Below are 26,664 nucleotides of genomic sequence, written 5' to 3'. Positions count from 1 at the left end.
ACTCCAAGTCTTTCAAAAACTTGGAGTGCTTATCTTATGAACTAACCTAATTATGAACTAGCCCATTCGAGATCGATAGTCCTCATACCCAAACGTTCGCCACAATTCAAACGAACCATCTTGTTTGAGACAACCGATCGATGGATGCGTTACCCCGTTAAACATTGTTGTTTTAACCATGGTGTAGTGCATCATGTCCTGGAACAATAAGCGATCTCCAACCTCTAAAGGTCGATCAAACTGATAATCTCCCAAGAAATCTCCAGCCAAACAGCTAGCACCACCTAAGCGATACCCAGTTTGTCCTTCTGGCAACACAGAGGCTCCAGTAATCTCTGGCTGATAAGGCATCTCTAAGCAATCTGGCATATGTGCTGTGAATGAAACATCTAACATCACATGCGTCATGTTCGGCATTGGAATCAGATCCAAGACTGAGCTTAGTAAAAAGCCTGTCTGCCAAGCGATCGCTGAACCCGGCTCTAGCATCAATTGCAAGTTCGGATACTTCTCATGGAAAGCTTTCAGAACTGCGATCGCATGATCGACATCGTAGGTTTCATGCGTCATCAGATGTCCGCCCCCAAGATTGAGCCATTTCAACTGAGGCAGTAAATGACCATAGTGTTCCTCAATGTTGAGCAGCGTTTTCTCCAAAGCAAACGAATCACTTTCACAGAGGTTATGCGAGAGAAACCCCTCAATTCCATCCGGTAAGCGATCGCCCAATTGCTCAGGTAGTACCCCCAAGCGTGATCCTGGCACACAAGGATTGTAGAGCGCAGTTTTCACAGGAGAAAAGAGCGGATTGATCCGAATCCCGATCGAAGCATTGCGCGGGAATTTGAGCGATCGCTCCCACTGACTCAAAGAATTGAACGTCAAATGCGAAGCAGACGCGAGTAACTCCGGTAAGTCCTCGTCCCGATAAGCAGGCGAGTACACACACAGCGCACCCCCGAAAAACTCCGATGCCAGTTGCGCTTCCCACAATGAACTTGCAGAAGCTCCATATAGACTTTCGCGAATCATCGGAAAGCTATGAAACAGCGCAAAGCCTTTCAGTGCCAGTAACACTTTCACAGGCGCATCTCGCTGAACCCGCTCGAAAATTTGCAGGTTGCGTCTCAGCTTTGCCTCTTCCAGCACAAAGCAGGGCGAAGGAATATTCGCCAAGACCTCATTGACTTGTTCCATCAGTTAGATCGCCTCAAAGGGAGAAGGTTGACCGATGACTTCATGCCAAGGCAGTCCCATGTCACCCAACTTTGCTAAGAATGGATCAGGATCTAGCTGTTCAACGTTGAACACACCTGGCTTTTGCCAAGTTCCATTCGCCACCATGAGAGCACCTAGCGCTGCCGGAACGCCTGTGGTGTAGGAAATTGCCTGTGCCCCGACTTCTTGATAAGCCGCAGCATGATCGCAATTGTTGTAGATGTAGTAGGTCTTTTCTTGACCATCTTTGATGCCGCGAATGTGACATCCGATCGAGGTTTGTCCGGTATAAGTTGCTGCTAGAGAAGCTGGATCAGGAAGCAGCTTCTTCAACATTTTCAGAGGCACAACGGGTGTCCCTTCATAGTCGATCGGATCAATTCGGGTTAATCCGAGCGTTTCTAGCACCTGAAGGTAGTTGATATAGCTCTGTGAAAAGGTCATCCAGAACCGTGCTCGCTTCAAAGTCGGAATGTGCTTCACCAGCGATTCGAGTTCTTCGTGATAGAGCAAGTAAGATTCGCGATCGCCGATATGGGGATAATCAACAGGGCGATGAATTGATAAAGGCGGAACCGTGATCCATTCGCCTTTTTCAAAATAGCGTCCCGGCTGAGTAATCTCGCGAATATTAATCTCTGGATTGAAATTCGTTGCAAATGCTCTGCCATGGCTACCGGCATTGCAATCGACGATATCTAGCTCGTGAATCTCATCAAAATGATGTTTCAGAGCGTGAGCAGTAAAAATGCCGGTCACACCTGGATCAAAGCCACAGCCTAGAATCGCAGTTAGTCCGGCATCATAAAAGCGGTCTTGATAAGCCCACTGCCAGCTATACTCGAATTTCGGATTGTCTGGAGGCTCGTAATTTGCCGTGTCAAGATAATGCACACCTGCATTCAGGCAAGCATCCATCAACGCCAGATCTTGATAGGGCAATGCCACATTCACCAAGACATCTGGACGGAACGACTTCAAAAGAGCCACAGTTTGAGAGACATCATCCGCATCGACTTGCGCGGTTTGGACATGCCTACTGGAAATACTTTCTGCAATCTGGTTACACCTTTCTACCGTTCGGCTGGTAAGCAGAATTTCCTCGAATTCTTCCAGTGCAGCAAGTTTGTGAGCCACTACTCTGCCAACCCCGCCTGCGCCAACGACCATCACTCGTGCCATTTTTTCTCCTTTGCGCTTCGTTTAGAAGTCCGCGATTATCGATCCCCTAGATACTTCTAGATTTTCTGGACACATCATTATTACACGGGATCTTGTCCGTCGTTATGTATCAACAACACAATCTGGAAATTTCATTCAATCCACTGATAGGCGCGTTGAAATCGATCGCAATTCGTCTGGAATTTCACTGACTTCTGGAAATTCCAACAGCGTCTCAGACAATCCTAAGTATCCGGATTCTGCGAACGATAACAGCATTCGTTGTAATGCAAACCAAACTTCCGGCTCAAATTCCCAGTCGCGTCCTCGTTTGGCTCGACCTGCGATCGACTTTAATGCCCAAAAGTAACTATTCCGGACGATTGACCCACCTTTTTTGAAGGGCGGGACATCTTCGTGATGCAGATACAAAATATCCGACTCAATTCTTGCTCTCATCTGTCTTGAATCCAAAAGAAATTCCCCTAATGCACACACATTAGGGGAACCTAAATTTTAGCGAATCAAATTAATAGCGCTGCGAGAATCCACCGCTACGACCGCCACGACCGCCGCCACTGCGACCACCGCCGCCGCTACCCGATTCTTCACGGGGCTTCGCCTTGTTGACGCGCATGTCGCGACCCATCCATTCCGCACCATCGAGTGCCTCGATCGCTGCGTCCTCTTCGGCATCCGAAGACATTTCGACAAACCCGAACCCACGCATCCGTCCAGTTTCACGATCAACGGGAAGCTGAACGCGCTTAACAGATCCGTATTCTGCGAAGATCTCAGTTAAATCCTCGCGTGTAACCTCATAGGACAGGTTACCTACATAAATCGACATTGAAAGAATTCTCCAGAACCAGAAATGAACGAGGCAATCGTATCGGAGGGTGTGCCTGCTTTAGCGCTAACAAACTTGCAAGTTTTAATGGAAAACGAACGAGTCACTGTCTAGGAAAAACAAACTGAATCAGCCGAGCTAAATACCTCTCATTACTCACTGTAACACGAATCTTTATTGCAGACCGTTTGATTCAATTACACTTGAGAAGTTTCGATGTTGTCGCGGAGATGGCTATGGCTGTTGCATCTTATGGGGCGTGGAAGTCCCCGATTAGCTCAGATTTGATTGTGGCGGGCGCGATTGGGCTAGGTCAAATCAAGCTCGATGGAAAAACAATCTATTGGAGCGAATCGCGCCCGACCGAGGGCGGAAGGAATGTGATTATTCGACGTTCAGAGAACGGTCAGACAGTCGAGGTCACACCTACTGCGTTTAACGCTCGTACCCGAGTGCATGAATATGGAGGTGGGGCGTTCACAATCATTGATGAGACAGTTTATTTCTCAAATTTTGCTGACCAGCGCTTGTATCAGCAGAGGGTTGGAGAGGAACCGATCGCGTTAACTCCCGAAGCTGCGATTCGCTACGCAGATGTGATTTTAGACAAAAAACGCGATCGCTTAATTTGCATTCGAGAGGATCATCAAAATGCAGATCGAGAAGCAGAAAATACGATCGCGAGCATCTCTCTCAAGGATCACTCTCAAACTACCTTAGTCGCGGGATCTGATTTCTACATGTTTCCTCGATTAAGTCCGGATGGATCTCGATTGAGTTGGATTTGCTGGCATCATCCTGATATGCCTTGGGATGGAACCGAGTTATGGACAGCGAAAATTCAAGAGGATGGCACATTAGCAACGCCTGAAAAAATTGCAGGGGGACGAGAAGAAGCGATTTTTCAGCCGGAATGGTCGCCGGATGGAAATCTGATTTTCGTCAGCGATCGTACAGGCTGGTGGAATTTTTACCGCTGGAATCCAACGACTCAAACTGTAGAAGCCCTGTGCGAAAAAGCTGCTGAATTTGGATTGCCGCTTTGGGTGTTTGGCATGTCTACCTATGGATTTGCAGGCAACAACATTATTTGTGCTTATACCGAGAATGGGATGAGCAGATTGGCGAGTCTGGATCTCAACACACTTGAGCTTAAAAATCTTGAATCTCCCTATACCAGCATTGCAGGTGTTCAGGTTTGTCCAGATCATGCGGTTTTTGTTGGCGGATCATCGACTGCACCGAGCGCGATCGTCAAATACGATTTCAACACTCAACAGTTTGAAACTCTCAGACGAGCCAGTGAACTCAGGATTGATCCAGGCTATTTGTCCATTCCAGAAGCGATCGAGTTTCCCACGGAGAACAATCTCACGGCTCATGCGCTTTACTATGCGCCGAAGAACAAAGACTTTCAAGCTCCCGAAGGCGAGCTTCCTCCGATGTTAGTTAAAAGTCATGGAGGCCCAACGGCTGCAACTTCTGCTTCATTCAACTTGGGCATTCAGTACTGGACGAGCCGTGGGTTTGCTGTCCTTGATGTGAACTATGGAGGCAGTACTGGATATGGTCGAGCTTATCGAGAAAGACTCAAAGGGACTTGGGGAATTGTCGATGTGGCTGACTGTGCAAATGGAGCAAAGTATCTCGCAGAACAAGGTAAAGTCGATGGCGATCGCTTAGTGATTGCAGGCGGAAGTGCAGGCGGTTATACAACGCTGTGTGCTCTAACTTTCCGCAATACTTTCAAAGCAGGTGCAAGTTACTATGGCGTAAGCGATCTCAAAGCGCTTGCAGAAGATACGCACAAATTTGAATCACGGTATTTAGATGGCTTGATTGGAGCTTATCCAGAACGGGCTGATTTGTATCACGATCGCTCTCCGATCACTGCTGTCGATCGCTTGTCTTGCCCAGTCATCTTTTTCCAAGGTGACGAAGATCGGATTGTGCCGCCAAATCAAGCTGAAATGATGGTCGATGCTTTGAAAGCGAAAGGCTTACCTGTTGCGTATGTTCTATTTGAAGGAGAACAACATGGATTCCGCAAAGCAGAGAATATCAAACGCGCATTAGATGGCGAGTTTTACTTCTATTCGCGAGTATTTGGCTATACGCCTGCGGATACGATCGAACCTGTTGCAATTCACAACCTCTAAAGTTCAACGTTTCCAAGCCTTAGATGGATTGCACCCTGATTTCAAACTGAAATGAGGTTCTACTGATCAAGTAGAACCTCAAAACGTCTTAGCGGAGACAAATGAATACCGAGTCAGCTTTCAAAGTGAACAGATTGACTGAACACGCCAAACTCTAAAATCCGAAAATTGTACTAGCTAGCACAGATAGGCTTATTGTTCGCATTCAAGCGAATCTTACCTTCTGACCCACCCACCATAAACGGTGCAGTCTGATCATCAACCACACGCACGAATGCAGGCTTATCTTTCAGGCAAGCACTCACGGCTGCGCCCCAAGCTGGCAAATCTTTCGCCATTTTATCAGTAATCGGGGTATCGCTAGTAACACTCGCTTCCTGAACAACAGCAATTTGGATCGGTAAGGTAAACTTCGCTGCTGTGTTAGCACTCTCAGGTAAAGTCACTTGCTGCACACCCGTGATCGTTTCGCTTTCTAGCACAGTTGTCGTTGCCATGGGTTGCGTGCTAGGAGTTGAAGACTGTTCAGCCGGAGCAGTTGGCTGAGTAGGCGTAGTTGTCGATTCCGGTGTGGTCGAAGGGGTAGTGGGAACCGTGGTATCCGGTGTGGTCGAAGGGATAGTGGGAACCGTAGTATCCGGTGTAGTTGTCGATTCCGGTGTGGTCGAAGGCGTACTCGGAGTCATCGGAGCGCTTGTTGGAGAAGCAGGCGTTGTCGATGAATCAGGAGCAGGCGTTGTTGTATCCGGAGTCGAAGGCGTTGTCGTTGCGCCAGGAGTCGAGGGAATTGAAGTTGGGCTGACAGGTGTGGTCGCGGGGGTTGCAGATTCAGCAGGCTTCTCGACTGTGGGTAGCGTCGGCTTACTCTCAGATGGCTTCTCTGTTGTTGGCATCGTTGGCATGGAGGTCGGAGTCGATGCAGGAGTCATCGTCGAAGGAGCCGAGGTCGGCATAACTGGGGTTGAACCTGGATTAGCAGGAGTGGTACTGATTGACGGCATCGAAGGCATTTCCGGCTTTGCGATCGGAGTCATTGAAGGCGTGCTGGTCTGGTTTACCGTAGGAGTTGCAGACTCAGTGTTAGAAGGCTTCTTCACCGATTCAGCGATCGTTGGAACCGCATACCCTGCTAAGACAGCAGCAGCTATACCAAAAGCAGCAATCTGTTTCCGTTTGCTCACGTTAGATCTCCGAAATTTGCTAGAGGGGCTAAATCTTCTTTCGTATTCAGGACGCACCTGGATGATTCACACAGCTGACATCTAGAGGTCGAGCAATGTCCGCATGAATTGGAAAGCGGCAGACTAAGCGAACCGTACCGAAGGATGTGTAAATGGCTCAACCAATCGGGAGACAGATAATAGATTGGCACAGGGTTAGGATACAAAGATGCAAAATCAAGGTCTTAAAGGCGAAATTCGGCGCTAAAGTAGGCTGTGCAGTAGGCTCAGTAGTGTGTTGAGGGAATCGAGCATGCAAGACCCGTATTATCGGCTAGCGCCTTTCATTCAGGAGTATATTTACGCACAAGGTTGGAGCAGTTTACGCCCAATTCAAGCAGAAGCATGTCGAGTTTTATTCGATACCGATCAGCATCTTCTGATCGCCGCAGGTACAGCATCCGGGAAAACTGAGGCTGCATTTCTTCCAGCGTTGACGTTACTGCATGAAAATCCATCTCGCAGCGTTGGTGCAATTTACATTAGTCCGATTAAAGCTTTGATCAATGATCAGTTCGATCGATTAACGGATCTCTTACGGTTCGCGGATTTACCTGTGTGGGCATGGCATGGAGATGTGTCTCAAAGCCGGAAGAAAAAGCTACTTGCAAATCCGCGTGGCATTCTGCAAATTACGCCTGAATCCTTGGAGAGTTTGCTGATCAATAAAAGTTCTGACATCGATCGTATATTTGGCGACCTTCGGTTTGTGATTATTGACGAAGTTCACGCATTTATTGGCAGCGATCGCGGTTGCCAAATCTTGTGTCAACTTTCGCGCCTTGCGAAGCTGACAGGTAACCAACCGCGTCGAATTGGACTGTCTGCAACTCTGGGCGATTATTCTTTAGCAGAAGCGTGGCTGCGGGCAGACACTTCTCCATCTGTCACCACCCCAAAAATTGAAGGAGCCGCGAGAAAAATTCAGTTGTCGATCGAACATTTCTATGATCCGGGTTTAGTTGTCCGGGCAAAAGGAGATACCCGCGATCGCGTCTTTAATCCGTATCATTTGTATTTGTTTCAACAGACAGAAGGACGCAAGAGCCTGATTTTTGCGAATGGGCGGACTGCAACCGAAGAAGCGATCGCGGCATTGCGAGAAATTGCCCAGGCGAAAGGCGCACCGGATATTTATCACGTTCATCACGGCAGTATCTCGGCAGCATTGCGAGAGACGGCTGAAGAAGCCATGCGGGATGGGGAGAAGCTCGCAGTGACGGCAGCAACCGTGACGTTTGAAATGGGAATCGATTTAGGACATCTCGATCGCGTTTTGCAACTTGAAGCACCTGCTTCGGTTGCTAGCTTTCTGCAACGCTTGGGTCGATCAGGGCGAAGAGGCGATACCGCCGAGATGCGATTTGTCTGTGCAGAAGACAAGCCGACCGGCGAGGAAATTTTACCTGAGCAGATTCCTTGGCAGTTGTTGCAAGCGATCGCGATTATTCAACTTTACATTGAGGAAAAATGGATTGAACCTGCACGGGAAATGCAGTATCCATTCAGCTTGCTCTATCACCAAACAATGAGTACGTTGGCAGCGCTAGGAGAATTGTCGCCAAGTGCGATCGCGCAAAATGTTCTCAAATTGCCCCCCTTTCAGTCGGTCACTCAAGATGATTTTCGCTTGTTCTTACGGCATTTAATCGACATTGATCATTTAGAACAAACCCCGACTGGAGGCTTGATCATTGGCATTACAGCCGAAAAAATCATTAATAATTTCAAGTTCTATGCAATTTTCCCGGATACCGAGGAGTATCTCGTTAAGCATGATGGCAAAGCAGTTGGCAGTATCATCGTTCCGCCACTGGAGGGTGATCGCTTTTCACTGGCGGGCAAAACTTGGGAAGTGATTGAGGTCAATGCGAAGAAGAAAACGATCGTTGTGATTCCTAGTACAAAATCCGTGACTTCTAGCTCATGGCGCGGCAGTATGGGCGAGATTCATACTCGAGTGTTGCGGCGCATGAGAAAAGTGCTGCAAGAGTCAACGATGTATCCTTATTTGCAACCCGGTGCGAAACGGCGACTCCAAGAAGCAAGAGAGCTAGCGCAATACAAAGGCTTTTTACATCAGCCGATCCAACTGATTGAAGAGGATGTTTGCTGTATTCTGCCCTGGATAGGAACGATTCCATTTCGGACATTAGAGCGATTTTTGCGATTTTATGCGAAAGATGCTTTGGGCTTGAAAAGTATTAAAGGGCGATCGCCTTATTTTCTCATCGTTCGATTGGGAAAATGCAAGCTAGAGACTTTGGATCACGAGATTCGATCGTTAGCCAATCGCCGCTTAGAAGCGAATATGCTCCTGCCTGATGATGAGATTCCAAAGCTGCAAAAGTTTGATCCTTACATTCCATCAGAATTGCTCAGAAAAAGCTTCATGAGCGATTATTTGGATCTAGGAGAACTCACGACGGCGATCGCCAAGTGGTAATACTCAATTTCACCAAAGCAGAGTTGAAGATGAAAGCCCTTGATCGGAAAATCTGTCATCGTTTAACTTGGGTTAACTTGCCAACTTTTGCGGCGCAGTTCCCAGAGCTTCCTCTTCACTCTCAAAAATCTCAAATACTGAATCCATCATCGTGACTTCAAAGACCAGTTTTGCCTCTGGATGCACATTGCAGAGCTTAAAGCTGCCGCGTGCTTTATCTGCATCCCGCATCCCTGCTACTAGCGAAGTCAGCCCAGAACTATCAATAAAATTTACCTGACCTAAGTTGACAATAATATGATTTGTTTGTTTCGCAATACAGTCCTGTAGCTTGGTGCGGAACTGCCACGCTGTTGTGATATCTAAGCGCCCGCTCGGATTAAATACGACGATCGTATTGCCATCCGGGGTACTAAATACTCTTTGCTCCATGAGGATCGACTTCTGCTCCATATTAATCAGGACTTGCTTCGTGCAAGCGATTGGGGGGATTCTCTAGGTCAGTTATGCCCAAATCAGGGAAAATGCTAACACCATTACCTTCTGCAAAAAGAGGGAAGCGCTAGAAAAACGCTTCCCTCGACATGCAAGGCTTAACAAATGGATGTTAATGGCTAATTACCATTAAGCTGAGTGTGCCCCGTTTTGTGACCAATTGATCCAATCTTGTGGCTTCAAGAAAATGTCATACAACCGAGCTTCTGGACTTCCAGCTTCTGGTTCATACCCATATTCCCACCGCACCATCGGAGGCAGTGACATCAGAATCGATTCTGTGCGTCCATTGGTCTGTAAGCCAAAAATTGTGCCGCGATCGTAGACCAGATTAAACTCGACGTACCGTCCCCGGCGATAGAGTTGGAACTGGCGTTCGCGATCGCCATATTCGGTATTTTTGCGTTTTTCAGCGATCGGCGTATATGCAGGCAGAAACGCATTTCCGCAAGATTGAATAAACGCAAACAGATCTTCCCAAGTCCGACCTTGCACTGCACCCACTTGTTGACTGTATTGTGCGGCAGGGGTGTCCATTTGCGAACCTGGATAGAAAATCGGATACAAAACGCCTTGAGTGTCCTGATAGTCAAAGAAGATACCGCCAACTCCACGAGTTTCATTGCGATGCTTCAAATAGAAGTACTCATCACACCAGAGTTTGAAGGTGGGATAGTATTCGGAATGATGCTGGTCACATGCTTGTTTTAGTGTTTGATGAAAATGGATAACATCTTCTTCAAAGGGATAGTAAGGCGTTAAATCAATACCACCGCCAAACCACCAAACGGGACCTGCTTCAAAGTAACGATAGTTCAGATGCACGGTTGGAATGTAAGGATTCCGGGGATGCAGTACCATCGAAGTCCCCGTCGCATAGAAGCTATGACCTTTCGCTTCGGGACGCTGCACTAAAATCGAGGGTGGCAAATCCTTGCCCCAAACTTCGGAAAAATTGACTCCGCCTTGTTCAAACACACGACCTTCGCGCATGACTCGCGATCGTCCGCCACCGCCTTCGGGTCTCGTCCAACTATCTTCGCGAAACGTCGCTTCACCATCAACGGCTTCTAAGCCTTTACAAACTTGATCCTGGAAAGATTTCATCCATTGGCTCACCCGCTCTCTTGAATCTTGAGGCGGTAGCGCTTGAGTCGTTTCGGTCTTGTCGGAAGTGGAGAAGGCAGTCATAAACGTCGGTTCCTGGAACGAATCGCTTTACTATCGGTGAAGAAGTTTAAAGGTTCCGTTAGGTTCGAGCAGCAGGATTGCTCAATCTAGACGGTTCAATTAGACTATCGCGAAACGGTTCCTGTCTAAACAGTTGAGCCGATTTACAAGGTGCGAATCGCGCATCCTGTGCGGAAAGTAGAGATCGTAAATGTTTATAACGTTCTGTGACTTCTGCCCCAAGAAGTCGGTCAGCATCTTGAGAAGGATGACGATCGGGGACTCAATTTGGCTAAGATCAATCACCCCGGCTTTAGCGTACAGGTTCGCCTTAGAGGAGATGAATATTATGCTGAACTTTCCTTGGACATTCTTCTACCGCAAGCGGCGACGTGTCGAAATGACATTAGCGCGATCGTACCAAGCGATTAGTTCAGCGTCGGTCGATGATCTCTGGAAAAAAGTCATCGATTTAGCGGATGTCTCGTGGCATCCGATGATTTCGCACACGAATGTTCCGCGAGGGCAGGTGGCAAAGCCGGGATTGATTTATGAAGCGGTGACGCGATTGGGACCGTTTCCGATTCGGATTTTTGTCGAGCGGGTTGATCCGCGAGAATTGTTGAGTGTGAGAATTATGGCAATTCCTGGGCTTGAGGAACGGATTCAGTACGAAGTGAAATCAACCGTTTCGGGCACGAGTATTGCGTATTCGGTGACATTGCAGGGGTGGTTGTCGCCATTGATTTGGTCAATTATTAAGCCCTATGCGGCACGAGTGGCTGAGGATTTGGCACATGCGGCGGAACAGCCAGAATTACCGCGATCGAATCAACGCAGTTGTTTAGACTTCTAACGAGATCCGTAGAACGGTAAGATCGAATCAAACCCTGACTCGATCTCTCCATGCTAGAAACTCTTAGTGCAGAATCCGTTTTAGAAGTGCTTAAACCAGTTCAAGACCCTGAACTCCAAAAAAGTTTGGTGGCGTTGAACATGATTCGCAATGTGTCGATCGACGATGGCAAGGTTCGATTCACATTAGTCTTAACGACTCCTGCCTGTCCGTTACGTCAGTTTATTGTCGAAGACTGTGAGCGGGCGATTAAAACTTTACCCGGTGTGACATCTGTCGAAGTCGAAGTGACCGCTGAGACACCACAGCAAAAATCTTTACCCGATCGTACTGGGATCGAGGGTGTGAAAAATATTATTGCGATTTCCAGTGGTAAAGGTGGCGTTGGGAAAAGCTCAGTTGCCGTTAACGTTGCAGTGGCATTGGCGCAAGCTGGCGCTAAAGTCGGGTTAATCGATGCCGATATTTATGGACCGAATGCTCCGACAATGTTAGGGCTTGAAGGATCGGGTGTTGCAGTTACGCAAACAGAACAAGGTGAAATTCTCGAACCTGCCTTCAATCACGGAGTCAAATTAGTTTCGATGGGGTTTCTGATCGACAAGGATCAGCCTGTGATCTGGCGAGGTCCGATGTTGAATGGTGTCATTCGTCAGTTTCTCTATCAAGTTCGGTGGGGTGATCTCGATTATTTAATCGTCGATATGCCTCCGGGAACTGGAGATGCTCAATTGACGATGGCGCAAGCGGTTCCGATGGCGGGGGCAGTGATTGTTACAACTCCTCAAACGGTTGCGCTACTGGATTCTCGGCGCGGGTTGAAGATGTTTCAACAATTGAACGTCCCAGTGTTAGGCATCGTTGAGAATATGAGTTATTTTATTCCGCCGGACATGCCCGATCGACAGTATGACATTTTCGGTTCAGCCGGAGGCGAAAAGACTGCGGCGGAGCTAAATGTGCCTTTGTTGGGCTGTGTACCGTTGGAAATCCCGCTGCGTCAGGGCGGAGACAAGGGAATTCCGATCGTCGTTGGCGATCCCGATTCTGCTTCGGCAAAAGCATTGACACAGATTGCTCAGCAAATTGCTGCTAAAGTATCCGTTGCAGCACTCGCATAAGCTCAAATTTCTATGTTTCGCAAGAAAAAGTCTCCGATTCCGTCTACGCTCCGACCTTGGCTTCAACCCTGGCAAGATATGGACTGGTTTTTGTTAGGCGCAGTCCTAGCATTGACTATTTTAGGAGGGTTGATGATTCACAGTGTGCAACTGAATCATACGGAGCGACGGGACTGGATGTTTCACGCTCTGATTGGGAGTGTGGGCACCTGTTTGATCTTCGTCATCTCTCGGCTGCGTTATGACGCGCTGCTGGCTTGGAAATGGTGGATTTATGGTCTGACCAATGTAGCACTGCTGCTGGTAATGGTCGTGGGAGTCGAGGAAAAAGGGGCACAGCGATGGCTAAATGTCTTTGGGTTCGGGATTCAGCCGTCTGAGTTTGCGAAGTTGGGCGCTATTATTACGCTAGCTGCGATTTTGCATCAGCGATCGGCATCGACGTTGCCTCAAATGCTGAAAGTTTTGGCGATCGCTGCTTTGCCTTGGGCGTTAATCTTTTTACAGCCTAACTTAGGCACATCGCTGGTATTTGGTGCCATTACATTCGGGATATTGTATTGGGGAAATGCGAATCCGGGCTGGCTATTGTTGCTGATTTCTCCAGTCATTTCTGCGATTTTGTTCACAACGTTGGTGGCAAAAGGCGCGATCGGGATTGTGGGGCTAGGACTGTGGATTGCTTTCGTTGGGGTGGTTGCCTGGAGAACTTTGCCGTGGAAGACTTACGGGATTTTAGTACCCGTTGTGATTAATACGGTCGCGGGCGGGCTTGGTCAAGTGCTGTGGCAATTTGTGCTGCATGACTATCAGAAAGCTCGGATTCTGACGCTGATTGATCCAGATCAAGATCCGCAGGGGGCTGGGTATCATGTCATTCAGTCACGAATTGCGATCGGGGCTGGAGAAACTTTCGGACGAGGATTGTTTCATGGCACTCAAACCCAGCTAGAGTTTGTCCCTGAACAGCATACAGACTTTATTTTTACTGCGATCGGTGAGGAATTAGGCTTTGTCGGTTCGATTTTTGTGTTGGGCGCTTATCTGCTGATCTGTTATCGTCTGCTGATTATTGCTCAAAGTGCAAAGGATGAGTTTGGTTCACTGATTGCCGTGGGTGTGTTCTCAATGATTATTTTCCAAGTGTCGATCAATATCGGCATGACGATTAATCTTGCGCCTGTTACGGGAATTCCGCTGCCTTGGTTAAGCCACGGGAATGCGGCATTGCTGATGAATTTTTTGGCGATCGGGTTAGTCGAATCAGTGGCGAACTCTCGACAGAAGTCAAAATTCTAATCAATTGGAAAAGTGCGATCATCGCATCGACGAGAATCAATATCAGGGAAGCCGAGAGCCACGGTAAACTGATAGTGAAACGTATTGAAGCAGAATTATGTTTTTACCAGGTTCAGCCGTTCGCGTGACGAATGTTAACGATATTTACTACGGGTTCCAAGGACTCGTACAGCGGATTAGCGATGGGAAAGTTGCAGTCCTGTTTGAAGGGGGCAACTGGGATAAACTAATCACGTTTAGAATGTCGGAACTTGAAGTGGTTGAAACTGGGAAGAAAAAGGCAGGAAAGTAATCTGCTCAATTTTTTGAAGATTCTTTAGAACTCCAGGTTTTCTGAAAACTTGGAGTTTTTGCAATATGCAGCTTCCCAACAGGAAAAAGTGCAGTTCCTACTTCTCTGCACTCAAAAATTCTTGTAATAGTCCAGCCACGATCGCAGGTTGCTCTAACGCGACTAATACGCCTGAGTCTGGCACGACTTCAAACGATTGCACTCTTTCATTCAAGTCCGACAACTGTTGTCCTAATCGTACATCGGTAAACTGCGCTTCTTCTCCCCAAACGATCGCAGTTGGCGTTGTCAATTGCGGCAAGTACCGCGACAAATCAAAATACAAATCTCCTCTTAAAAATGCCAACGCTGCATACTCTGCATTGGGCTGACGCGCAGATGCAAGATAGGCATTTACCATCTCTGGAGTAATGCGATCGCGATTCACAAACAAGAAATTCTCTAAGAAATTCCGAACGGCGAATTCATTCGTGGCTCCGATCGCATAAATCACGCGATCTAAAATCGGTGTATTAATAATCTCTCTGGGAATTCGTCTGCCTGCTCCCTCGCCAAAATCATCAAATCCAGATGGACACACCAGAAACAGTGACTTCACTAAGTCAGGATGCTGAATTGCGACGCGAATCGCTAATGCACCACTCAATGAAGAAGCCACTAATATTGCAGGTTCACGGGTTACTTTTGGGAGAAATTCAGCGATTGATGATACATAATCTTCCGCTCGGTAATCTCGTGCGGGATGACTTGACTCTCCCCAACCTAAAAGATCCGGCGCAATGATTTGATGCTGTCTTGCAAATACTGGATAGACTTTTGACCATTCATAAGCCGAGGAACCGCCACCGAAGCTATGGAGAAAGACGATGGGAGATCTTTCTACCACTTCAGTTTGAGTGTAGTAAGCGATCGTTCCTAAGCTAGTTTGAGTATTCTTCTGTCTAAATCCTGGGGGCTGAAATTGCAGCATGAGCCTCGCTTTGAACGCATCAAATATATTCTAGCTAGCTCTCACATTCGGCTGATGATCAATACCTTGCAATAGAGTTTGAGAAGTAGAGGTTAAAATGTACTATGAGCATATAATGCTAGAAATAAAAGACTAGGCGACCTGCTTGGGAATCGACCAAAACTATCAGACACCCCATCATCGCAATGAGTTCTAACCTGGCTTTTGACAAAATTTTAGGTGAGCGGCTGCACGTTTCTCCTGACCAAATTGCTGAATTCTGTCAGCGTTGGCATGTCCTGGAGTTTGCTCTATTTGGCTCTATCCTGCGCGACGATTTTCAACCGCATACAAGTGATGTCGATGTGCTGGTAGCGTTTCATCCAACGGCAAAACAAGGGCTAACGGAATGGCTAGATATGCAAGATGAACTCGAAGCCCTGCTTCAACGTAAAGTGGATCTCGTTAGTAAGAAGGCAATTCAGGAAAGCCGAAACTGGATTCGGAAACGCAACATCTTGGAATCGGCACAGGTAATCTATGGCAACTAATCGCGATGCAGAAGCGATTTTAGATATTGTAGATGCTGCTCAACAAATTCAGCGTGCCGTGCGGGCTTTGACCCTTGAAGCGTTTCAGTCTGATCGAGAAAAGCAAGCGGCAGTCCTCTACTTTTACATCATCATTGGCGAAGCAACGAAGCGCGTTTCTACAGAACTGCGATCGCAGTTCCCCGATATTCCTTGGCGCGACATGGCTGGTCTTCGAGATATTGCCGCTCACCAGTACGATCGTGTGGACTTAGAGACAATTTGGATCATTACACAGACCAGCATCCCTGATTTACTCACCCGCCTCGAACCCCTACTAGAACCGCCCGAAGAGAGCCAGTAACGAGCGGAGTGGGGAGTGGGGAGATGAGGTGATGTAACCATAACTATGATTTCAGACCTTTCCCCTATCTCCCTATCAGCTTGGTTGTGATGAACTACTACCTTGGAGTGGGAGGCTTTAGAACCACTTTCTAAAACCGCAGTCAGACTTTTATCGACCTGCCGCAGGCTGATTTGGCTTTGGAATCGTAATATCTACCGCTGTTACAGGTTGTCCTAAAGTCGATAACGGTGGATTAATTTCCTTCTCATTCCCGACCACGATCGTGACTAACTTTTCAGGCTGTAAATATTTCTGTGCAACCCTTTGTACATCTGCAACTGTCGTCGCTTCTACGCCTTTACGGTACTGGAAAATGAAATCCTTGGGATAGCCATAGTACTCATACCGCAACAATCGAGAAAGCGTCTGTGCTGGATCTTGGAAATTAAAGATAAACGAATTCAAAACTGTATCTTTCGCAAATCCTAGCTCCTCTTGTGAAATCGGCTCTTTGCGAATCCGTTCAATCTCTTTTTTCACAGCTTGAATGAATGGCACGGTTGCCTGCGATCGCGTTTCTCCCGCTGCTAAAAACACACCCGGATGATCAAACTGCGCCCCCCAACTTGCATACACTGAGTAAGCTAAGCCTTGACGCGATCGCACTTCATTAAACAATCGCCGCCCAAACCCACTTAGCACATCTTCCATCACGCTTAAAGCCGGATAGTCAGGACTGTTCAACGATCCGCCTAAATGTCCAATTTGCAGATAGCTCTGATTCAATTGAGGCTGATTGACAAAGAAAATGCCGCCTTGCTTGGCTTGAGTGACCTGTGGAAGCTGACGAGGCATCGCTTGACCTGTCGGTTTCCAGGTTCCAAACTTTGCTTCGATTAGCGATCGCATTTGTTTCGGATCAAAGTCTCCCACTATTCCAAGGAGCATCTGATCCGGGCGGAACGATCGCTGATAGAAATTGACTAAATCCTGGCGAGTAATGTTTGCAAGTGTTGAAAACTCAGTGATTCGAGCATAAGGACTCTCAGCACCGTAGATCAATTTCTGAAACTCTCGTCCTGCAATACTATTCGGGTCATCATTGCGTCGAGCAATTCCGCCCTGGGCTTGAACTTTCGCGATCGTGACTTGATTGTCTGCAAAAGCAGGTTGTTGAATCACTTCTGCAAACAGATCAAAAACTTCTGGCAAATCTTCGGTCAGCGTATTGAAGCTCGCATTTCCAGCCGTGGTTGAAATACTCGTTTCAATGCTGGCGGCACGTTGTTCTAGGAATTGATTCACCTGATTGGCACTGCGTTTCTGAGTGCCGCCAGAGCGCATCACTATTCCTGTCAGTTCACCGAGTCCAACTTGATTTGCAGGTTCAAATCGATCCCCAGTTCGGACGATCGCAGTTCCACTCACTAAAGGCAATTCGTGGTCTTCCATCAAATACACGGTTAAGCCATTTTTGAGCTTGAACTGAGTATAGTCGGGGACTTTGACCTCTGGAGGGGACGAGAATTTGAGATCTGTATAATGCTTGGGCGTATCTGCCACGGCGGGATGAACCCGCAGCAAAACAACCAGACAGGCAAGAACAAATAAACTTGAGAGTCGGAATAATTTCATCGTGCTTATCCTTGCGGCAAAATTCGACCAATGGTGCGGTTTTGATCAGTAAAAGTTGCGGTGGCAACTCGCTGAATATCCGCAGGAGTAATTTTCTCGATCGCATCAACTTGCTGAAACAAATTCCGCCAGCTTCCCGTTTTCACCTCGTATTCCAACAATGCCTGAGCCATGCCCATATTAGAATCGAGCGATCGCAGTAATCCGGCTCTAGCTTGAGTTTTAACGCGATCGAGTTCTTGTGCTGAAACTGGCTGAGTTTTTAAGCGCTCAATTTCTGCTCTCAGTGCAGATGCCACTTCTTCGAGCGATCGACCGGGAGCCGTCAACGCATAGAACAAAATCAAATTCGGGAATTTATCTCCGGGGAATCCATTTAGTCCCTGTGCGGCTAATGCTAATTTTTTCTCTTCGACCAGCGATTTGTAGAGTCGAGAAGTCCGTCCGTCGCTGAGAATCGATGTCAGCGTTTCATAGACGGCATTATCTGGATGGTTCAATGCCGGACGATGATAGCCTTCCAAATACCAAGGCTGAGATTGCAGCTTGAGGGTAACTTCTTTCTGCTGCGTCTGCGGTGGCTCGACTGCAAGGACTTCTGGCGGTGCAGGTTTTGCTTTATATCGACCGAAATAAATTTGAGCGAGACGTTTGACTTCGGTGGGATTGACATCGCCGACAATTGCGATCGTCAAATTATTCGGAGTGTAATGCGTGTTAAAAAAGTCCGTTACATCCTGGCGAGTCAGATTGACCAAATCTTGTGAATAGCCAATCACTGGGCGGCGATAAGGATGAACTGTAAACGCTTTTCCTGTGAAGGCTTCGATCAATTGCCCGATCGGAGAATTCTCAGTTCTTAGCCGTCTTTCTTCGAGGATGACAGATTTCTCCTGATAAAACTCTCGAAACACTGGGTCTAAGAAGCGCTCAGATTCCAAGGACATCCAAAGCTCTAACTTATTCGACGGAAAACTGTAAAAATAGCGAGTCGCATCTGCGGACGTATTTGCATTTAAGCCAACTCCACCCGCCTGCTCAACAATTCGCCCTAATTCGTTCTGTCGCCCTAGCCGTGTGGCTTCAGCTTCAATGCGAGTAAATTCTGCTTGGAGGGCTGTGACATCTTTCTTTTGATCTTTTGCAGCTTTAATCTCTGCTGCTAGCTGATCTAATTTTTCTAGGAGTGGCTGCTCGGCTTTGTAATCACTTGTTCCAATCCGAGTTGTTCCTTTAAATGCCAAATGCTCTAAAAAGTGGGCAACGCCAGTTTTTCCTTCTGGCTCATCCGCTCCACCGACATCGGCATAAGTGAGAAACGAAACCACTGGCGCTTGATGCCGCTCCAAAACAATAAACTTCAAGCCATTCTCTAACTTAAACTCGGTAATATTCTGAATGACTCGATCGAGATAAGGCTGAATCGATTGAGTCTGAGGCAGAGTTCTCGCCCATCCGATTCCTGGCGCACTTTGCCAACTCAACAGAAAAACTAATCCAAAGCTCAGGATCGCTCGACTTATTCTTTTCATTCCACGAAACCCTTAAGGCACGTTCTCTATCCTAGAGAGTTTCGTCAAAATTGACCTATTTTGCGTCGAACTTATCCGTTGAAGTCGTAACTGTAAAGATGTACGTATCAAACAAACCACCGACCACAGCACACGCGCATCCAATAACAATGACACCTTCCCAAGCACTGCCATTGCCAAAGGTTGCAAGGAAATAGAGCAATTGAGTCGCGCAGGCTTGCCCGAACAACATCAATCCCGGTACAGATCCAATGCAGAGCAGAATGATGATTGCACTGCCAATTAACGCGATCGGTGTAAGAAAGCTGAGCAACACCGCGAGCAATAGCGACCTTAGATAACTGATGGTGATGCCAAATGACATAGATTCACCTCAATGAAACGAACTTGAATGAACAGGTTGAACTCTTCTAACAATACGGGGGATTTCTAGGTTTGGGGCGAGTTGTTGCTAAATCTTAAATCTTTATAAAGAAACTTGGTGAACTAGATTGCAATGATTATTGCACTGGGGCTAAAAATCAAGCTGTAAATCGGGCTACAGGTTTATAAACCCTTACATTCCAAATCTTGCAGTTGATTTCCAGCGATCGCAACATATCGATATCCGGCGATCGCAGCGTCCGAAACTGGTCTAACAAAAGAAAGATTTTTCCTCACTTCTAAAGGCTGATGAAGCTGGCTTGGTGCATTTCTAAGATCGCTTCTAGAACCCTATAAAACTGGATCTATTTCTTATGCAAGTTCTCAGACATCCTGAAGCAACGAATGACCCCAGAGATCCCCGCAATAATGAGGTCGTTTCTCCCGGTGCTGATATTTATGACGGCAACCTATCTACGCCAATCAATTCTTCTCCGCTCGTCAAATCCTATCTTTCAGCGCTGCCTGCTTACCGCCAAGGTCTTTCTCCTCAACGTCGCGGCTTAGAAGTCGGCTTTTTCCACGGGCTGTGGATTATTCTTCCCTTTACCTTGCTAGGTCCTTTACGCGACACTCCAATGGCAGCGCTCTCTGGCTTGCTCTCCGGATTTGGGTTGCTCTTGATTTCAGCCCTGAGCATCTCACTCTACGGCGCAACCAATCCCCCCGCTCCTACTGCAACGATTACTACTCCTAACCCGCCCCAAGAACTCGCAACTGGGCACGGTTGGAATGAGTACGCAGGTGGATTTCTGCTTGGCGGGGTTCTCGGCGCGGTTCTGACCTACTTCTTATTGTCCAATACAGCCTTATTCCAGCACTTTGGGACGGGTCTGTAAACTCTGTTAACCCGTTAAACTAAGTGGGCATCATAAAGATCGCCCACTTGTTGTAGTGTGTAGTCAACTTGACTGCACGAGACAAATTGCTGCGCTAAATTGACTCAGCAGACAGCTGCAACTGGCTCGAATAAAGCGATTTCAATTTCGCCCAGCGCCCGCTCTAAATCGTCATTGACAATCTGAATGTCAAATTCCCCTGCTGCTTCTATCTCTTCCCAAGCTCTCTGGAGCCGACGCAAAATTGCGGCTTCAGGATCTTGGGCGCGTCCTCGAATGCGAGCTTCGAGTTCTACCATGGAAGGCGGAGCGATGAAGATTTGCAGAGCGCTCGGGAACGATCGCCGAATTTGGCGAGCGCCATCGAGTTCGATTTCGAGAATGACCCATTTTCCGGATCGGATTTTTTCTTCGACGGGCTTGCGAGGAGTGCCGTAACAATTCCCAGCAAATTCAGCCCATTCGAGAAATTCCCCTTGGGCGACCATACGCTCAAATTGTGGTCGGGTGACAAAGTGATAATTTTTGCCATCGACTTCTCCGGGGCGGGGGGATCGAGTGGTTGCCGAGACAGAGAGAAATAGATCGTCCTTGTGGCGCTGAAGAAGCGACTTTAGCAAGGTTCCTTTTCCGACTCCGCTTGGCCCTGTTAAAACAATTAGTCTACCCTTGCTCATGGCTGCCTAATTAATTTGATGCGCTAGTGTTCCCAGTTTTCTGATTCTGTGAGTATAGCTTGCAACGCTCGTTGATAGGATGAAGGATTCGGCGGAAAAAATAAAATTTTCTCGGAAATTACGGTTTTCTTAGTTCTACCCTTCTAAAAAACGATGCGCAACTGTCTCAGGTTGGATCGCTGAAAGGACGACGTGACCGGAGTCCATGACAATGACAGCGCGGGTTCTGCGTCCATAGGTGGCATCGATCAGCTTCTCCCCTGTACGGGCGTCGCTGATGATACGCTTAATGGGTGCGGATTCGGGACTGACGATCGCGATGACTCGGCTGGCGGAGACGATGTTGCCAAAGCCGATGTTAATGAGTTTGATCTCCGTCATGAGAAAAAATTGAGAGAACTTGTTTTTTCACAATACTGAAAAAATAAGAGGGGGTAGAAAATGCAACCAGTTGATTTCACAACGCTAATGGCGGTCTGTGCGGAATTGCGATCGCAGTGGCTTCCAGCCAGATTTGAACAGGCGTATCAGCGCGATCGCTTTACAGTTTTATTGGCGTTGCGAACGCTAAAGCAGCGGGGATGGTTAACTCTATCCTGGCATCCGCAGGCAGCCCGGATGCATATGAGTGAGCCGCCGCCTCGCGATCCGGATACATTCACATTTAGTCAGCAATTGCGGCATCAGCTAGGTGGATTAGCCTTGGTCGCGATCGAGCCTGTTTCTCCTTGGGAAAGAGCGATCGATTTGCAGTTCGCTCATCGTCCTGGGGAGCCTGCGCTATGGCATCTCTATATTGAAATTATGGGTCAGTATAGCAATGCCATCTTGGTGAATCAGGAAAATGCAATTGTTACAGCAGCTCATCAGGTGAGTTCCAATCAATCGAGTGTGCGTCCGATTCAGACAGGGCAGCCGTATGAGTTGCCGCCTGCTCGACTCGATCCGGCTCCGAGTTTGGCAGAAGATTTTGAACGTTGGAAATCGAGAATTGCTCTTGTTCCAGGTGCAATTCGGAAAAATCTGGTCAAAGCTTATCGAGGATTAAGTTCTTCGCTGGTTTTATCGATGGTTAAAGCGGCAGAAATTCAGCCAGATCGCTTAACTGATGAAATGTCTGACGGTGAATGGCAACGATTATTTGAATGTTGGCAATTTTGGTTGAAATCGCTTGAAGCTGAGAATTTTCAGCCAGGATTTACTTCGTCCGGCTATACAGTGCTCTGGGGTCAGGGAGAAACGAGCGTTCAGAACATGATCGATCGCTATTATCGCGATCAGTTGAATCAGCAGGTTTTTACTCAACTGCTTCACCAGATCACTCAGCGATTAAATGCTGTCCTTGGAAAGCTACGAGTCAAAGCAGAAGGATTTGAGAGTCGATTAGACCGCTCAGATCGAGCAGACCAAGCGAAGCAACAAGCGGACTTGCTCATGGCTCATTTACATCTGTGGGAGCCAGGTATGCAATCCATCGAGCTTTGCGATTTTGAAACCGGGGAGCCTGTAACCATCCCACTCGATCCAGAAAAGAATGCAGTTCTGAATGCTCAAAGCCTTTACAAGCAGCACCAGAAATTAAAGCGAACTCGTGCCGCGATCGAACCTTTATTAAAAGCGGTTCAAGATGAGATGTTTTATTTAGAAGAGATTGAAACGGCGATCGCGCAATTCGATCGCTACGAAACTCCAGACGATTTGAAAGCGCTCGAAGAGATCCGGGATGAATTAGTTCAGGAAGGCTATCTCGAAGGCTCTGAGTATCGAAAAGCGACAACTCAGCAAGATTCTGAAACTCAACCCTACCGCTACAAAACGCCAGGCGGATTTGAGCTTTTGATCGGTCGGAATAATCGCCAGAATGATCAACTCACGTTCCGAACGGCGACGGAATACGATTTGTGGTTTCACACTCAAGAAATTCCGGGCAGTCATGTTTTGTTGAGACTGGAACCGGGAGCGATCGCAGATGAACAAGATCTGCAATTTACGGCAAATTTAGCCGCGTTTCATAGCCGTGCCCGTCAAAGCGAACAAGTTCCCGTAGTTTACACAGAACCAAAACACGTTTATAAACCGAAGGGCGCAAAGCCTGGAACCGTTATCTATAAACAGGAGCGGGTCATTTGGGGGCAACCGCAGCAGGGTAGAGAATTTGCGATATCGCACCGACCGATTAGCTAGATCTTAGAAAGAGAGAATCAGTCATCAGGAAGATATATGTCCGAGAACCATGAAGTTTCATGACAAAAGTTTTGTGTATGTTGTTACAATAGCAAGCGAATAGGGATTATTACTCTATGAACCCGCTGCAATTTTGGGAAAAAGCGCAGATGGGTTTTCTCCAATGTGAAACGACAACAGGTTGATTCAGAGCCGATCTCTCAAGGGGTTGGCTCTTTATTTATGTTTATCAGTATCCGATAAAAATCATTGTATGTTATGTAACAACAGATTGCGATCTTTGAGCGATTAGACTGATTTTGATCTTGTTATTGAGTCTGAATTAATACTCAGATTATTGATTCTTTTGCAACGGCTGGAGTGATTCAGTTGTCCCCGGAGTCTTCTCATTTTGGGAATCTAGAAGTCTTCTTGAACTTACAATCGCCTCCAACTCGTTCCATAAAGCTCAAAACTCTAAGCGATCGCGAAACATCCTTCATAGACGGTTCGACCCACTGCTTTTGCCACAGGCTGCACACTTTGCACCAACTGCATCATGCTCTCGATCGACAAAGCCTGTTGTGCATCTGAAACCGATTGATCAGGTTCGGGATGACACTCAATGATTAATCCATCTGCTCCACACGCGATCGCGGCTCTCGACAAATCTGCAATCAATTCTCGCCGACCTGCCGCATGGCTCGGATCAACAATCACAGGTAAATGCGTAATTTGCTTCAACGCAGCTACAGCACCCAAATCCAAAACATTGCGGGTGTAGTTATCGAAGCTGCGAATTCCTCGCTCACACAGCACGACATTCGGATTGCCGTGGCTCATGATGTACTCGGCTGCCATCACGAATTCTTCGATCGTTGCTGCGAGTCCTCGCTTCAGGAGAATCGGCTTATCCGTCTGTCCCAAAGCCTTGAGCAAATCGAAATTCTGCATATTCCGGCTGCCCACTTGCAGCATGTCAGCATATTGAGCGATCTCTTCAATTTGAGAAATTGCCATGACTTCTGTGACGACCGGCAAATCATAGCGCTGACGAACGGTTGCTAAGATTTCCAGTCCAGCTAAACCAGAACCCTGGAAAGAATAAGGGGAAGTGCGTGGCTTGTACACACCTCCCCGTAATGCTTGAATCGGAGCCGATTTTAATTCCCGTGCGATCGTTTCCATCTGTTCCAAACTCTCGACGGCACAAGGGCCACCAATAATCACGATCGCTTCGCCGCCAATGGCAACACTATTTGACAGAGACACGATTGAGTTGGAAGTGGACTCAGTTTTGCGGACTAATCTAGCGTCTTTCATGGAATGAACTCCTTAAATTGGTTTCGTGAACTTCAAACAAAAAACCCGGAACCTGATTTGAGGCTCCGGGTTGCAATCACACATGCAAATGACTTACCCAGAGCGCCTGCGGGTAAAAAAGTAAAAACCGTAAAACCAGGAAGTGAGATAAGTCATTGCAAAGAAGATTTTGAGAATAAAAAAACCGCAGATGTTACTCTGCGGTTCACCGGACGGACTCATGAGGATTTACCTCGCCGGGTGAACCGCCGATCGCCAAAAAAAGTAAAAGTAGGAAGTGCCGAGTTGCATTTCTCTAGGTTGGCTTGTAAATCTGTTACTTTGAACCCTAACAGAGCTTTCTTAGGTTCGTCAAGTACCCGATTGGGCGGCTTGTTTGGCGGGGATGGATTGAAGTGCTTCTTGAACGAGTTGTAAAATCTCCGATCGCACTTGTTCGTGATGAATCGCAGCGCACCAGGGACGTAAATACAAAATTGTTGCGTCAGGTGTAATGCTCTCGACGTGACAAGTTGGACGGGGTTCGCGCAATACGAGGGGATGAGGTTGTACCAGCGATAACAGATGCGTCATGGTCGAGTCAATTTCGCGATGACCAATATTAATCTGCAAATCGACTCGCCGCGTTCCCATAATCGTATTATTCTTCAGAGTTCCACTAAATAAATTGCTATTGGGCACGGTAATGCGGACATTATCAGGCGACACGATCGTCGTCGAAAACAATCCAATACTATCAACCATGCCTGCGACACCTGCACCTTCGATCGAGTCTCCGACTTCAAATGGTCGAAAGCTAACTAACATCACGCCTGCCGCAAAGTGGGACAAGCTATTTTGCAAAGCTAAACCAATGGCTAAACCTGCTGCACCAATGATCGTAATCACGGTTGTCGTTTGAATCCCGATTGCATTTAAAGCTGCAACGGTTCCCGCAATCCAAACCATAATCGATGCGACTTGAATCAGGAACTTTTGCAGGGTTGGCTCTGCATATTTAAGTATGCGAAATCCGATCGGTCGAATAGCGTCTGCGATCCAACGAGTAACCAGTAGAATCACGATCGCCCAAATCACTTTCGGCAGATTTTGAGATGCCAAATTGATCAAGGTATCACTCAGGGATGTCACTGTTTGAGCATTGAATGTCATGAGTTTCTACCTCCTCTAGCTTATCTAGTGAGGATTCTACAGAAGAAATGTGAAGCATCCCGCATCACTATTGACAAATTTCGTTCTGAGTAATCACAATGTATATACATTGTGATTTTAATTTATGAGTGGAACAATTCGGACTCGACTTGTCAAATTTGGTAATTCTCAAGGAATTCGGATTCCGAAGCTGTTACTAGAGCAAAGTGGCATTCAAAGTGAAGTTGAAATCGAAGTCGAAGGCAATCGCTTGATTATTCGTCCTGTATCTCATCCTCGTGCTGGATGGGAAGCAGCGATCGATGCAGAAATCGCAAAATCTGGGGATGAAGGCTTGCTGGATGATGAAACCTCAACTCAATGGGACGAAACCGAATGGCAATGGTAGTTCGTCGTTTTGATGTGTTTCTTGTTCAGCTAGATCCAACTGTTGGATCTGAAATTCAGAAGACCCGTCCTTGTATAATCGTCTCTCCCGATGAGATGAATCGTTTACTCAAAACGGTTTTGATAGCTCCATTAACTTCTGTAAGACGAAACTTCCCATTTCGAGTTGATTGTCAGTTTCAAGGCAAAGCGGGTCAGATTGTCCTAGATCAAATTCGAGCAGTAGATAAAACCCGACTTGTTCAATTTCTGGGTCAAATTGGCGAGGAGCAAAGAGCGCTTCTCGATACGATAGCTGACCTCTTTGCTGCCTAACTTGGCTTAATCAGCTAGGCAGAAACTGTAAAAATTTCTTCTGCGGTTAGAAGATAGAGGAAGTGTGATCGCTGGATTTCACACTTCCTCATGTTCAAAAAGTGTT

The 26,664-nt window shown here is 47.2% G+C and carries 27 protein-coding genes and 1 pseudogene; 13 read left to right on the top strand and 15 right to left on the bottom strand.

The window, feature by feature from the left end:
* Positions 1-57: 57 nt before the first annotated feature.
* The 4 genes from nspC to LEPBO_RS0102515 all read right to left on the bottom strand — a co-directional run bounded on the left by nspC (position 58) and on the right by LEPBO_RS0102515 (position 3,229).
* Positions 58-1,197: a carboxynorspermidine decarboxylase gene (gene nspC / locus LEPBO_RS0102530; protein WP_017285958.1), complete on the bottom strand. Its 1,140-nt coding sequence runs from the start codon at positions 1,195-1,197 to the stop codon at positions 58-60.
* Between the two features lie 3 nt (positions 1,198-1,200).
* Positions 1,201-2,400, bottom strand: coding sequence for a saccharopine dehydrogenase family protein (locus LEPBO_RS0102525; RefSeq protein ID WP_017285957.1), 1,200 nt, complete (start codon positions 2,398-2,400; stop codon positions 1,201-1,203).
* A gap of 135 nt (positions 2,401-2,535) precedes the next feature.
* Positions 2,536-2,838: a hypothetical protein gene (locus LEPBO_RS0102520; RefSeq protein WP_017285956.1), complete on the bottom strand. Its 303-nt coding sequence runs from the start codon at positions 2,836-2,838 to the stop codon at positions 2,536-2,538.
* Between the two features lie 70 nt (positions 2,839-2,908).
* Entirely contained in the window at positions 2,909-3,229 is a 321-nt protein-coding gene (locus LEPBO_RS0102515) for an RNA recognition motif domain-containing protein (protein WP_017285955.1), read from the bottom strand.
* Between the two features lie 236 nt (positions 3,230-3,465).
* On the opposite strand from LEPBO_RS0102515, the gene LEPBO_RS0102510 reads away from it, so the two are divergent.
* Positions 3,466-5,388, top strand: a complete 1,923-nt coding sequence (locus LEPBO_RS0102510) for a S9 family peptidase (protein ID WP_017285954.1) — start codon at positions 3,466-3,468, stop codon at positions 5,386-5,388.
* 173 nt (positions 5,389-5,561) lie between these two features.
* On the opposite strand, the gene LEPBO_RS42170 is transcribed toward LEPBO_RS0102510, so the two are convergent.
* Positions 5,562-6,074: a hypothetical protein gene (locus LEPBO_RS42170; protein WP_144056124.1), complete on the bottom strand. Its 513-nt coding sequence runs from the start codon at positions 6,072-6,074 to the stop codon at positions 5,562-5,564.
* Here LEPBO_RS42170 and LEPBO_RS0102500 point away from each other — a divergent pair.
* Both LEPBO_RS0102500 and LEPBO_RS0102495 read left to right on the top strand, forming a co-directional pair.
* Positions 6,049-6,654, top strand: coding sequence for a hypothetical protein (locus tag LEPBO_RS0102500; RefSeq protein ID WP_017285952.1), 606 nt, complete (start codon positions 6,049-6,051; stop codon positions 6,652-6,654). The two genes, LEPBO_RS42170 and LEPBO_RS0102500, sit on opposite strands and share 26 nt — an antisense overlap.
* A 207-nt stretch (positions 6,655-6,861) precedes the next feature.
* A complete protein-coding gene (locus tag LEPBO_RS0102495; protein WP_017285951.1) occupies positions 6,862-9,054 on the top strand; it encodes a DEAD/DEAH box helicase in 2,193 nt (730 codons plus the stop codon).
* A gap of 72 nt (positions 9,055-9,126) precedes the next feature.
* Here LEPBO_RS0102495 and LEPBO_RS0102490 read toward each other — a convergent pair whose 3' ends face one another.
* Both LEPBO_RS0102490 and hemF read right to left on the bottom strand, forming a co-directional pair.
* Positions 9,127-9,486, bottom strand: coding sequence for an STAS domain-containing protein (locus LEPBO_RS0102490; RefSeq protein WP_197693294.1), 360 nt, complete (start codon positions 9,484-9,486; stop codon positions 9,127-9,129).
* Between the two features lie 192 nt (positions 9,487-9,678).
* Positions 9,679-10,740, bottom strand: coding sequence for an oxygen-dependent coproporphyrinogen oxidase (hemF, locus tag LEPBO_RS0102485; RefSeq protein ID WP_017285949.1), 1,062 nt, complete (start codon positions 10,738-10,740; stop codon positions 9,679-9,681).
* A 328-nt stretch (positions 10,741-11,068) separates the two neighbouring features.
* Between hemF and LEPBO_RS0102480 the strand changes: the two genes are divergently transcribed.
* The 4 genes and pseudogenes from LEPBO_RS0102480 to LEPBO_RS0102465 all read left to right on the top strand — a co-directional run.
* Positions 11,069-11,575: a hypothetical protein gene (locus LEPBO_RS0102480; RefSeq protein ID WP_017285948.1), complete on the top strand. Its 507-nt coding sequence runs from the start codon at positions 11,069-11,071 to the stop codon at positions 11,573-11,575.
* A gap of 50 nt (positions 11,576-11,625) precedes the next feature.
* A complete protein-coding gene (locus tag LEPBO_RS0102475; protein WP_017285947.1) occupies positions 11,626-12,696 on the top strand; it encodes an Mrp/NBP35 family ATP-binding protein in 1,071 nt (356 codons plus the stop codon).
* Between the two features lie 12 nt (positions 12,697-12,708).
* Positions 12,709-13,995: a rod shape-determining protein RodA gene (rodA, locus tag LEPBO_RS0102470; RefSeq protein WP_017285946.1), complete on the top strand. Its 1,287-nt coding sequence runs from the start codon at positions 12,709-12,711 to the stop codon at positions 13,993-13,995.
* Between the two features lie 103 nt (positions 13,996-14,098).
* Positions 14,099-14,287 (top strand): annotated as a pseudogene (locus LEPBO_RS0102465) (NAD(P)H dehydrogenase subunit NdhS); the annotation flags it as partial.
* A 97-nt stretch (positions 14,288-14,384) separates the two neighbouring features.
* On the opposite strand, the gene LEPBO_RS0102460 reads toward LEPBO_RS0102465, so the two are convergent.
* Positions 14,385-15,257, bottom strand: a complete 873-nt coding sequence (locus LEPBO_RS0102460) for an alpha/beta fold hydrolase (RefSeq protein ID WP_017285944.1) — start codon at positions 15,255-15,257, stop codon at positions 14,385-14,387.
* 185 nt (positions 15,258-15,442) lie between these two features.
* On the opposite strand from LEPBO_RS0102460, the gene LEPBO_RS0102455 reads away from it, so the two are divergent.
* Together LEPBO_RS0102455 and LEPBO_RS0102450 are read left to right on the top strand one after the other, a co-directional pair.
* Complete coding sequence (locus LEPBO_RS0102455) at positions 15,443-15,787, top strand: nucleotidyltransferase family protein (protein WP_017285943.1); 345 nt, start codon at positions 15,443-15,445, stop codon at positions 15,785-15,787.
* Positions 15,777-16,130 (top strand): HepT-like ribonuclease domain-containing protein, encoded by a 354-nt coding sequence (locus LEPBO_RS0102450; protein ID WP_017285942.1) that lies wholly within the window; start codon positions 15,777-15,779, stop codon positions 16,128-16,130. The genes LEPBO_RS0102455 and LEPBO_RS0102450 overlap by 11 nt, the downstream gene beginning before the upstream one ends.
* Before the next feature lie 150 nt (positions 16,131-16,280).
* Here the strand turns inward: LEPBO_RS0102450 and LEPBO_RS0102445 are convergent, their stop codons facing one another.
* From LEPBO_RS0102445 to LEPBO_RS0102435, 3 genes are read right to left on the bottom strand one after another with little or no spacing between them, the layout of a single operon-like run.
* Positions 16,281-17,747, bottom strand: a complete 1,467-nt coding sequence (locus LEPBO_RS0102445; protein WP_017285941.1) for a M16 family metallopeptidase — start codon at positions 17,745-17,747, stop codon at positions 16,281-16,283.
* Positions 17,748-17,752: 5 nt separating this feature from the next.
* The gene (locus LEPBO_RS0102440; protein WP_017285940.1) at positions 17,753-19,279 is read right to left on the bottom strand and encodes a M16 family metallopeptidase; all 1,527 of its coding nucleotides are present in this window, start codon (positions 19,277-19,279) and stop codon (positions 17,753-17,755) included.
* Positions 19,280-19,334: 55 nt separating this feature from the next.
* Positions 19,335-19,643 (bottom strand): hypothetical protein, encoded by a 309-nt coding sequence (locus LEPBO_RS0102435; RefSeq protein ID WP_017285939.1) that lies wholly within the window; start codon positions 19,641-19,643, stop codon positions 19,335-19,337.
* Between the two features lie 373 nt (positions 19,644-20,016).
* On the opposite strand from LEPBO_RS0102435, the gene LEPBO_RS0102430 reads away from it, so the two are divergent.
* On the top strand, positions 20,017-20,541 hold the full coding sequence (locus tag LEPBO_RS0102430; RefSeq protein ID WP_017285938.1) for a photosystem I reaction center subunit XI: 525 nt from the start codon (positions 20,017-20,019) through the stop codon (positions 20,539-20,541).
* Between the two features lie 104 nt (positions 20,542-20,645).
* Here LEPBO_RS0102430 and gmk read toward each other — a convergent pair whose 3' ends face one another.
* Together gmk and remA are read right to left on the bottom strand one after the other, a co-directional pair.
* Positions 20,646-21,218: a guanylate kinase gene (gmk, locus tag LEPBO_RS35920; protein WP_017285937.1), complete on the bottom strand. Its 573-nt coding sequence runs from the start codon at positions 21,216-21,218 to the stop codon at positions 20,646-20,648.
* 135 nt (positions 21,219-21,353) lie between these two features.
* Positions 21,354-21,599 carry an extracellular matrix/biofilm regulator RemA gene (gene remA / locus LEPBO_RS35915; RefSeq protein ID WP_017285936.1) on the bottom strand — a complete coding sequence of 82 codons (246 nt, stop codon included), beginning with the start codon at positions 21,597-21,599 and terminating at the stop codon, positions 21,354-21,356.
* A gap of 60 nt (positions 21,600-21,659) precedes the next feature.
* Here remA and LEPBO_RS0102415 point away from each other — a divergent pair, with 60 nt between their 5' ends.
* Positions 21,660-23,402 (top strand): Rqc2 family fibronectin-binding protein, encoded by a 1,743-nt coding sequence (locus LEPBO_RS0102415; RefSeq protein WP_017285935.1) that lies wholly within the window; start codon positions 21,660-21,662, stop codon positions 23,400-23,402.
* A gap of 456 nt (positions 23,403-23,858) precedes the next feature.
* Here the strand turns inward: LEPBO_RS0102415 and aroF are convergent, their stop codons facing one another.
* Together aroF and LEPBO_RS0102405 are read right to left on the bottom strand one after the other, a co-directional pair.
* A complete protein-coding gene (gene aroF / locus LEPBO_RS0102410; protein WP_017285934.1) occupies positions 23,859-24,704 on the bottom strand; it encodes a 3-deoxy-7-phosphoheptulonate synthase in 846 nt (281 codons plus the stop codon).
* 351 nt (positions 24,705-25,055) lie between these two features.
* Positions 25,056-25,856, bottom strand: a complete 801-nt coding sequence (locus LEPBO_RS0102405) for a mechanosensitive ion channel family protein (RefSeq protein WP_017285933.1) — start codon at positions 25,854-25,856, stop codon at positions 25,056-25,058.
* A 124-nt stretch (positions 25,857-25,980) separates the two neighbouring features.
* Here LEPBO_RS0102405 and LEPBO_RS0102400 point away from each other — a divergent pair, with 124 nt between their 5' ends.
* Both LEPBO_RS0102400 and LEPBO_RS0102395 read left to right on the top strand, forming a co-directional pair.
* A complete protein-coding gene (locus LEPBO_RS0102400) occupies positions 25,981-26,244 on the top strand; it encodes an AbrB/MazE/SpoVT family DNA-binding domain-containing protein (protein WP_017285932.1) in 264 nt (87 codons plus the stop codon).
* Positions 26,232-26,558 (top strand): type II toxin-antitoxin system PemK/MazF family toxin, encoded by a 327-nt coding sequence (locus LEPBO_RS0102395; RefSeq protein ID WP_017285931.1) that lies wholly within the window; start codon positions 26,232-26,234, stop codon positions 26,556-26,558. Before LEPBO_RS0102400 ends, LEPBO_RS0102395 begins: the two co-directional genes overlap by 13 nt.
* Positions 26,559-26,664: the final 106 nt, after the last annotated feature.

The sequence above is a fragment of the Leptolyngbya boryana PCC 6306 genome (genome assembly GCF_000353285.1).
Classification (GTDB): domain Bacteria; phylum Cyanobacteriota; class Cyanobacteriia; order Leptolyngbyales; family Leptolyngbyaceae; genus Leptolyngbya; species Leptolyngbya boryana.
Note: the sequence above shows the minus strand (reverse complement) of the source record. Positions and strands in the feature narration are given on the sequence as shown.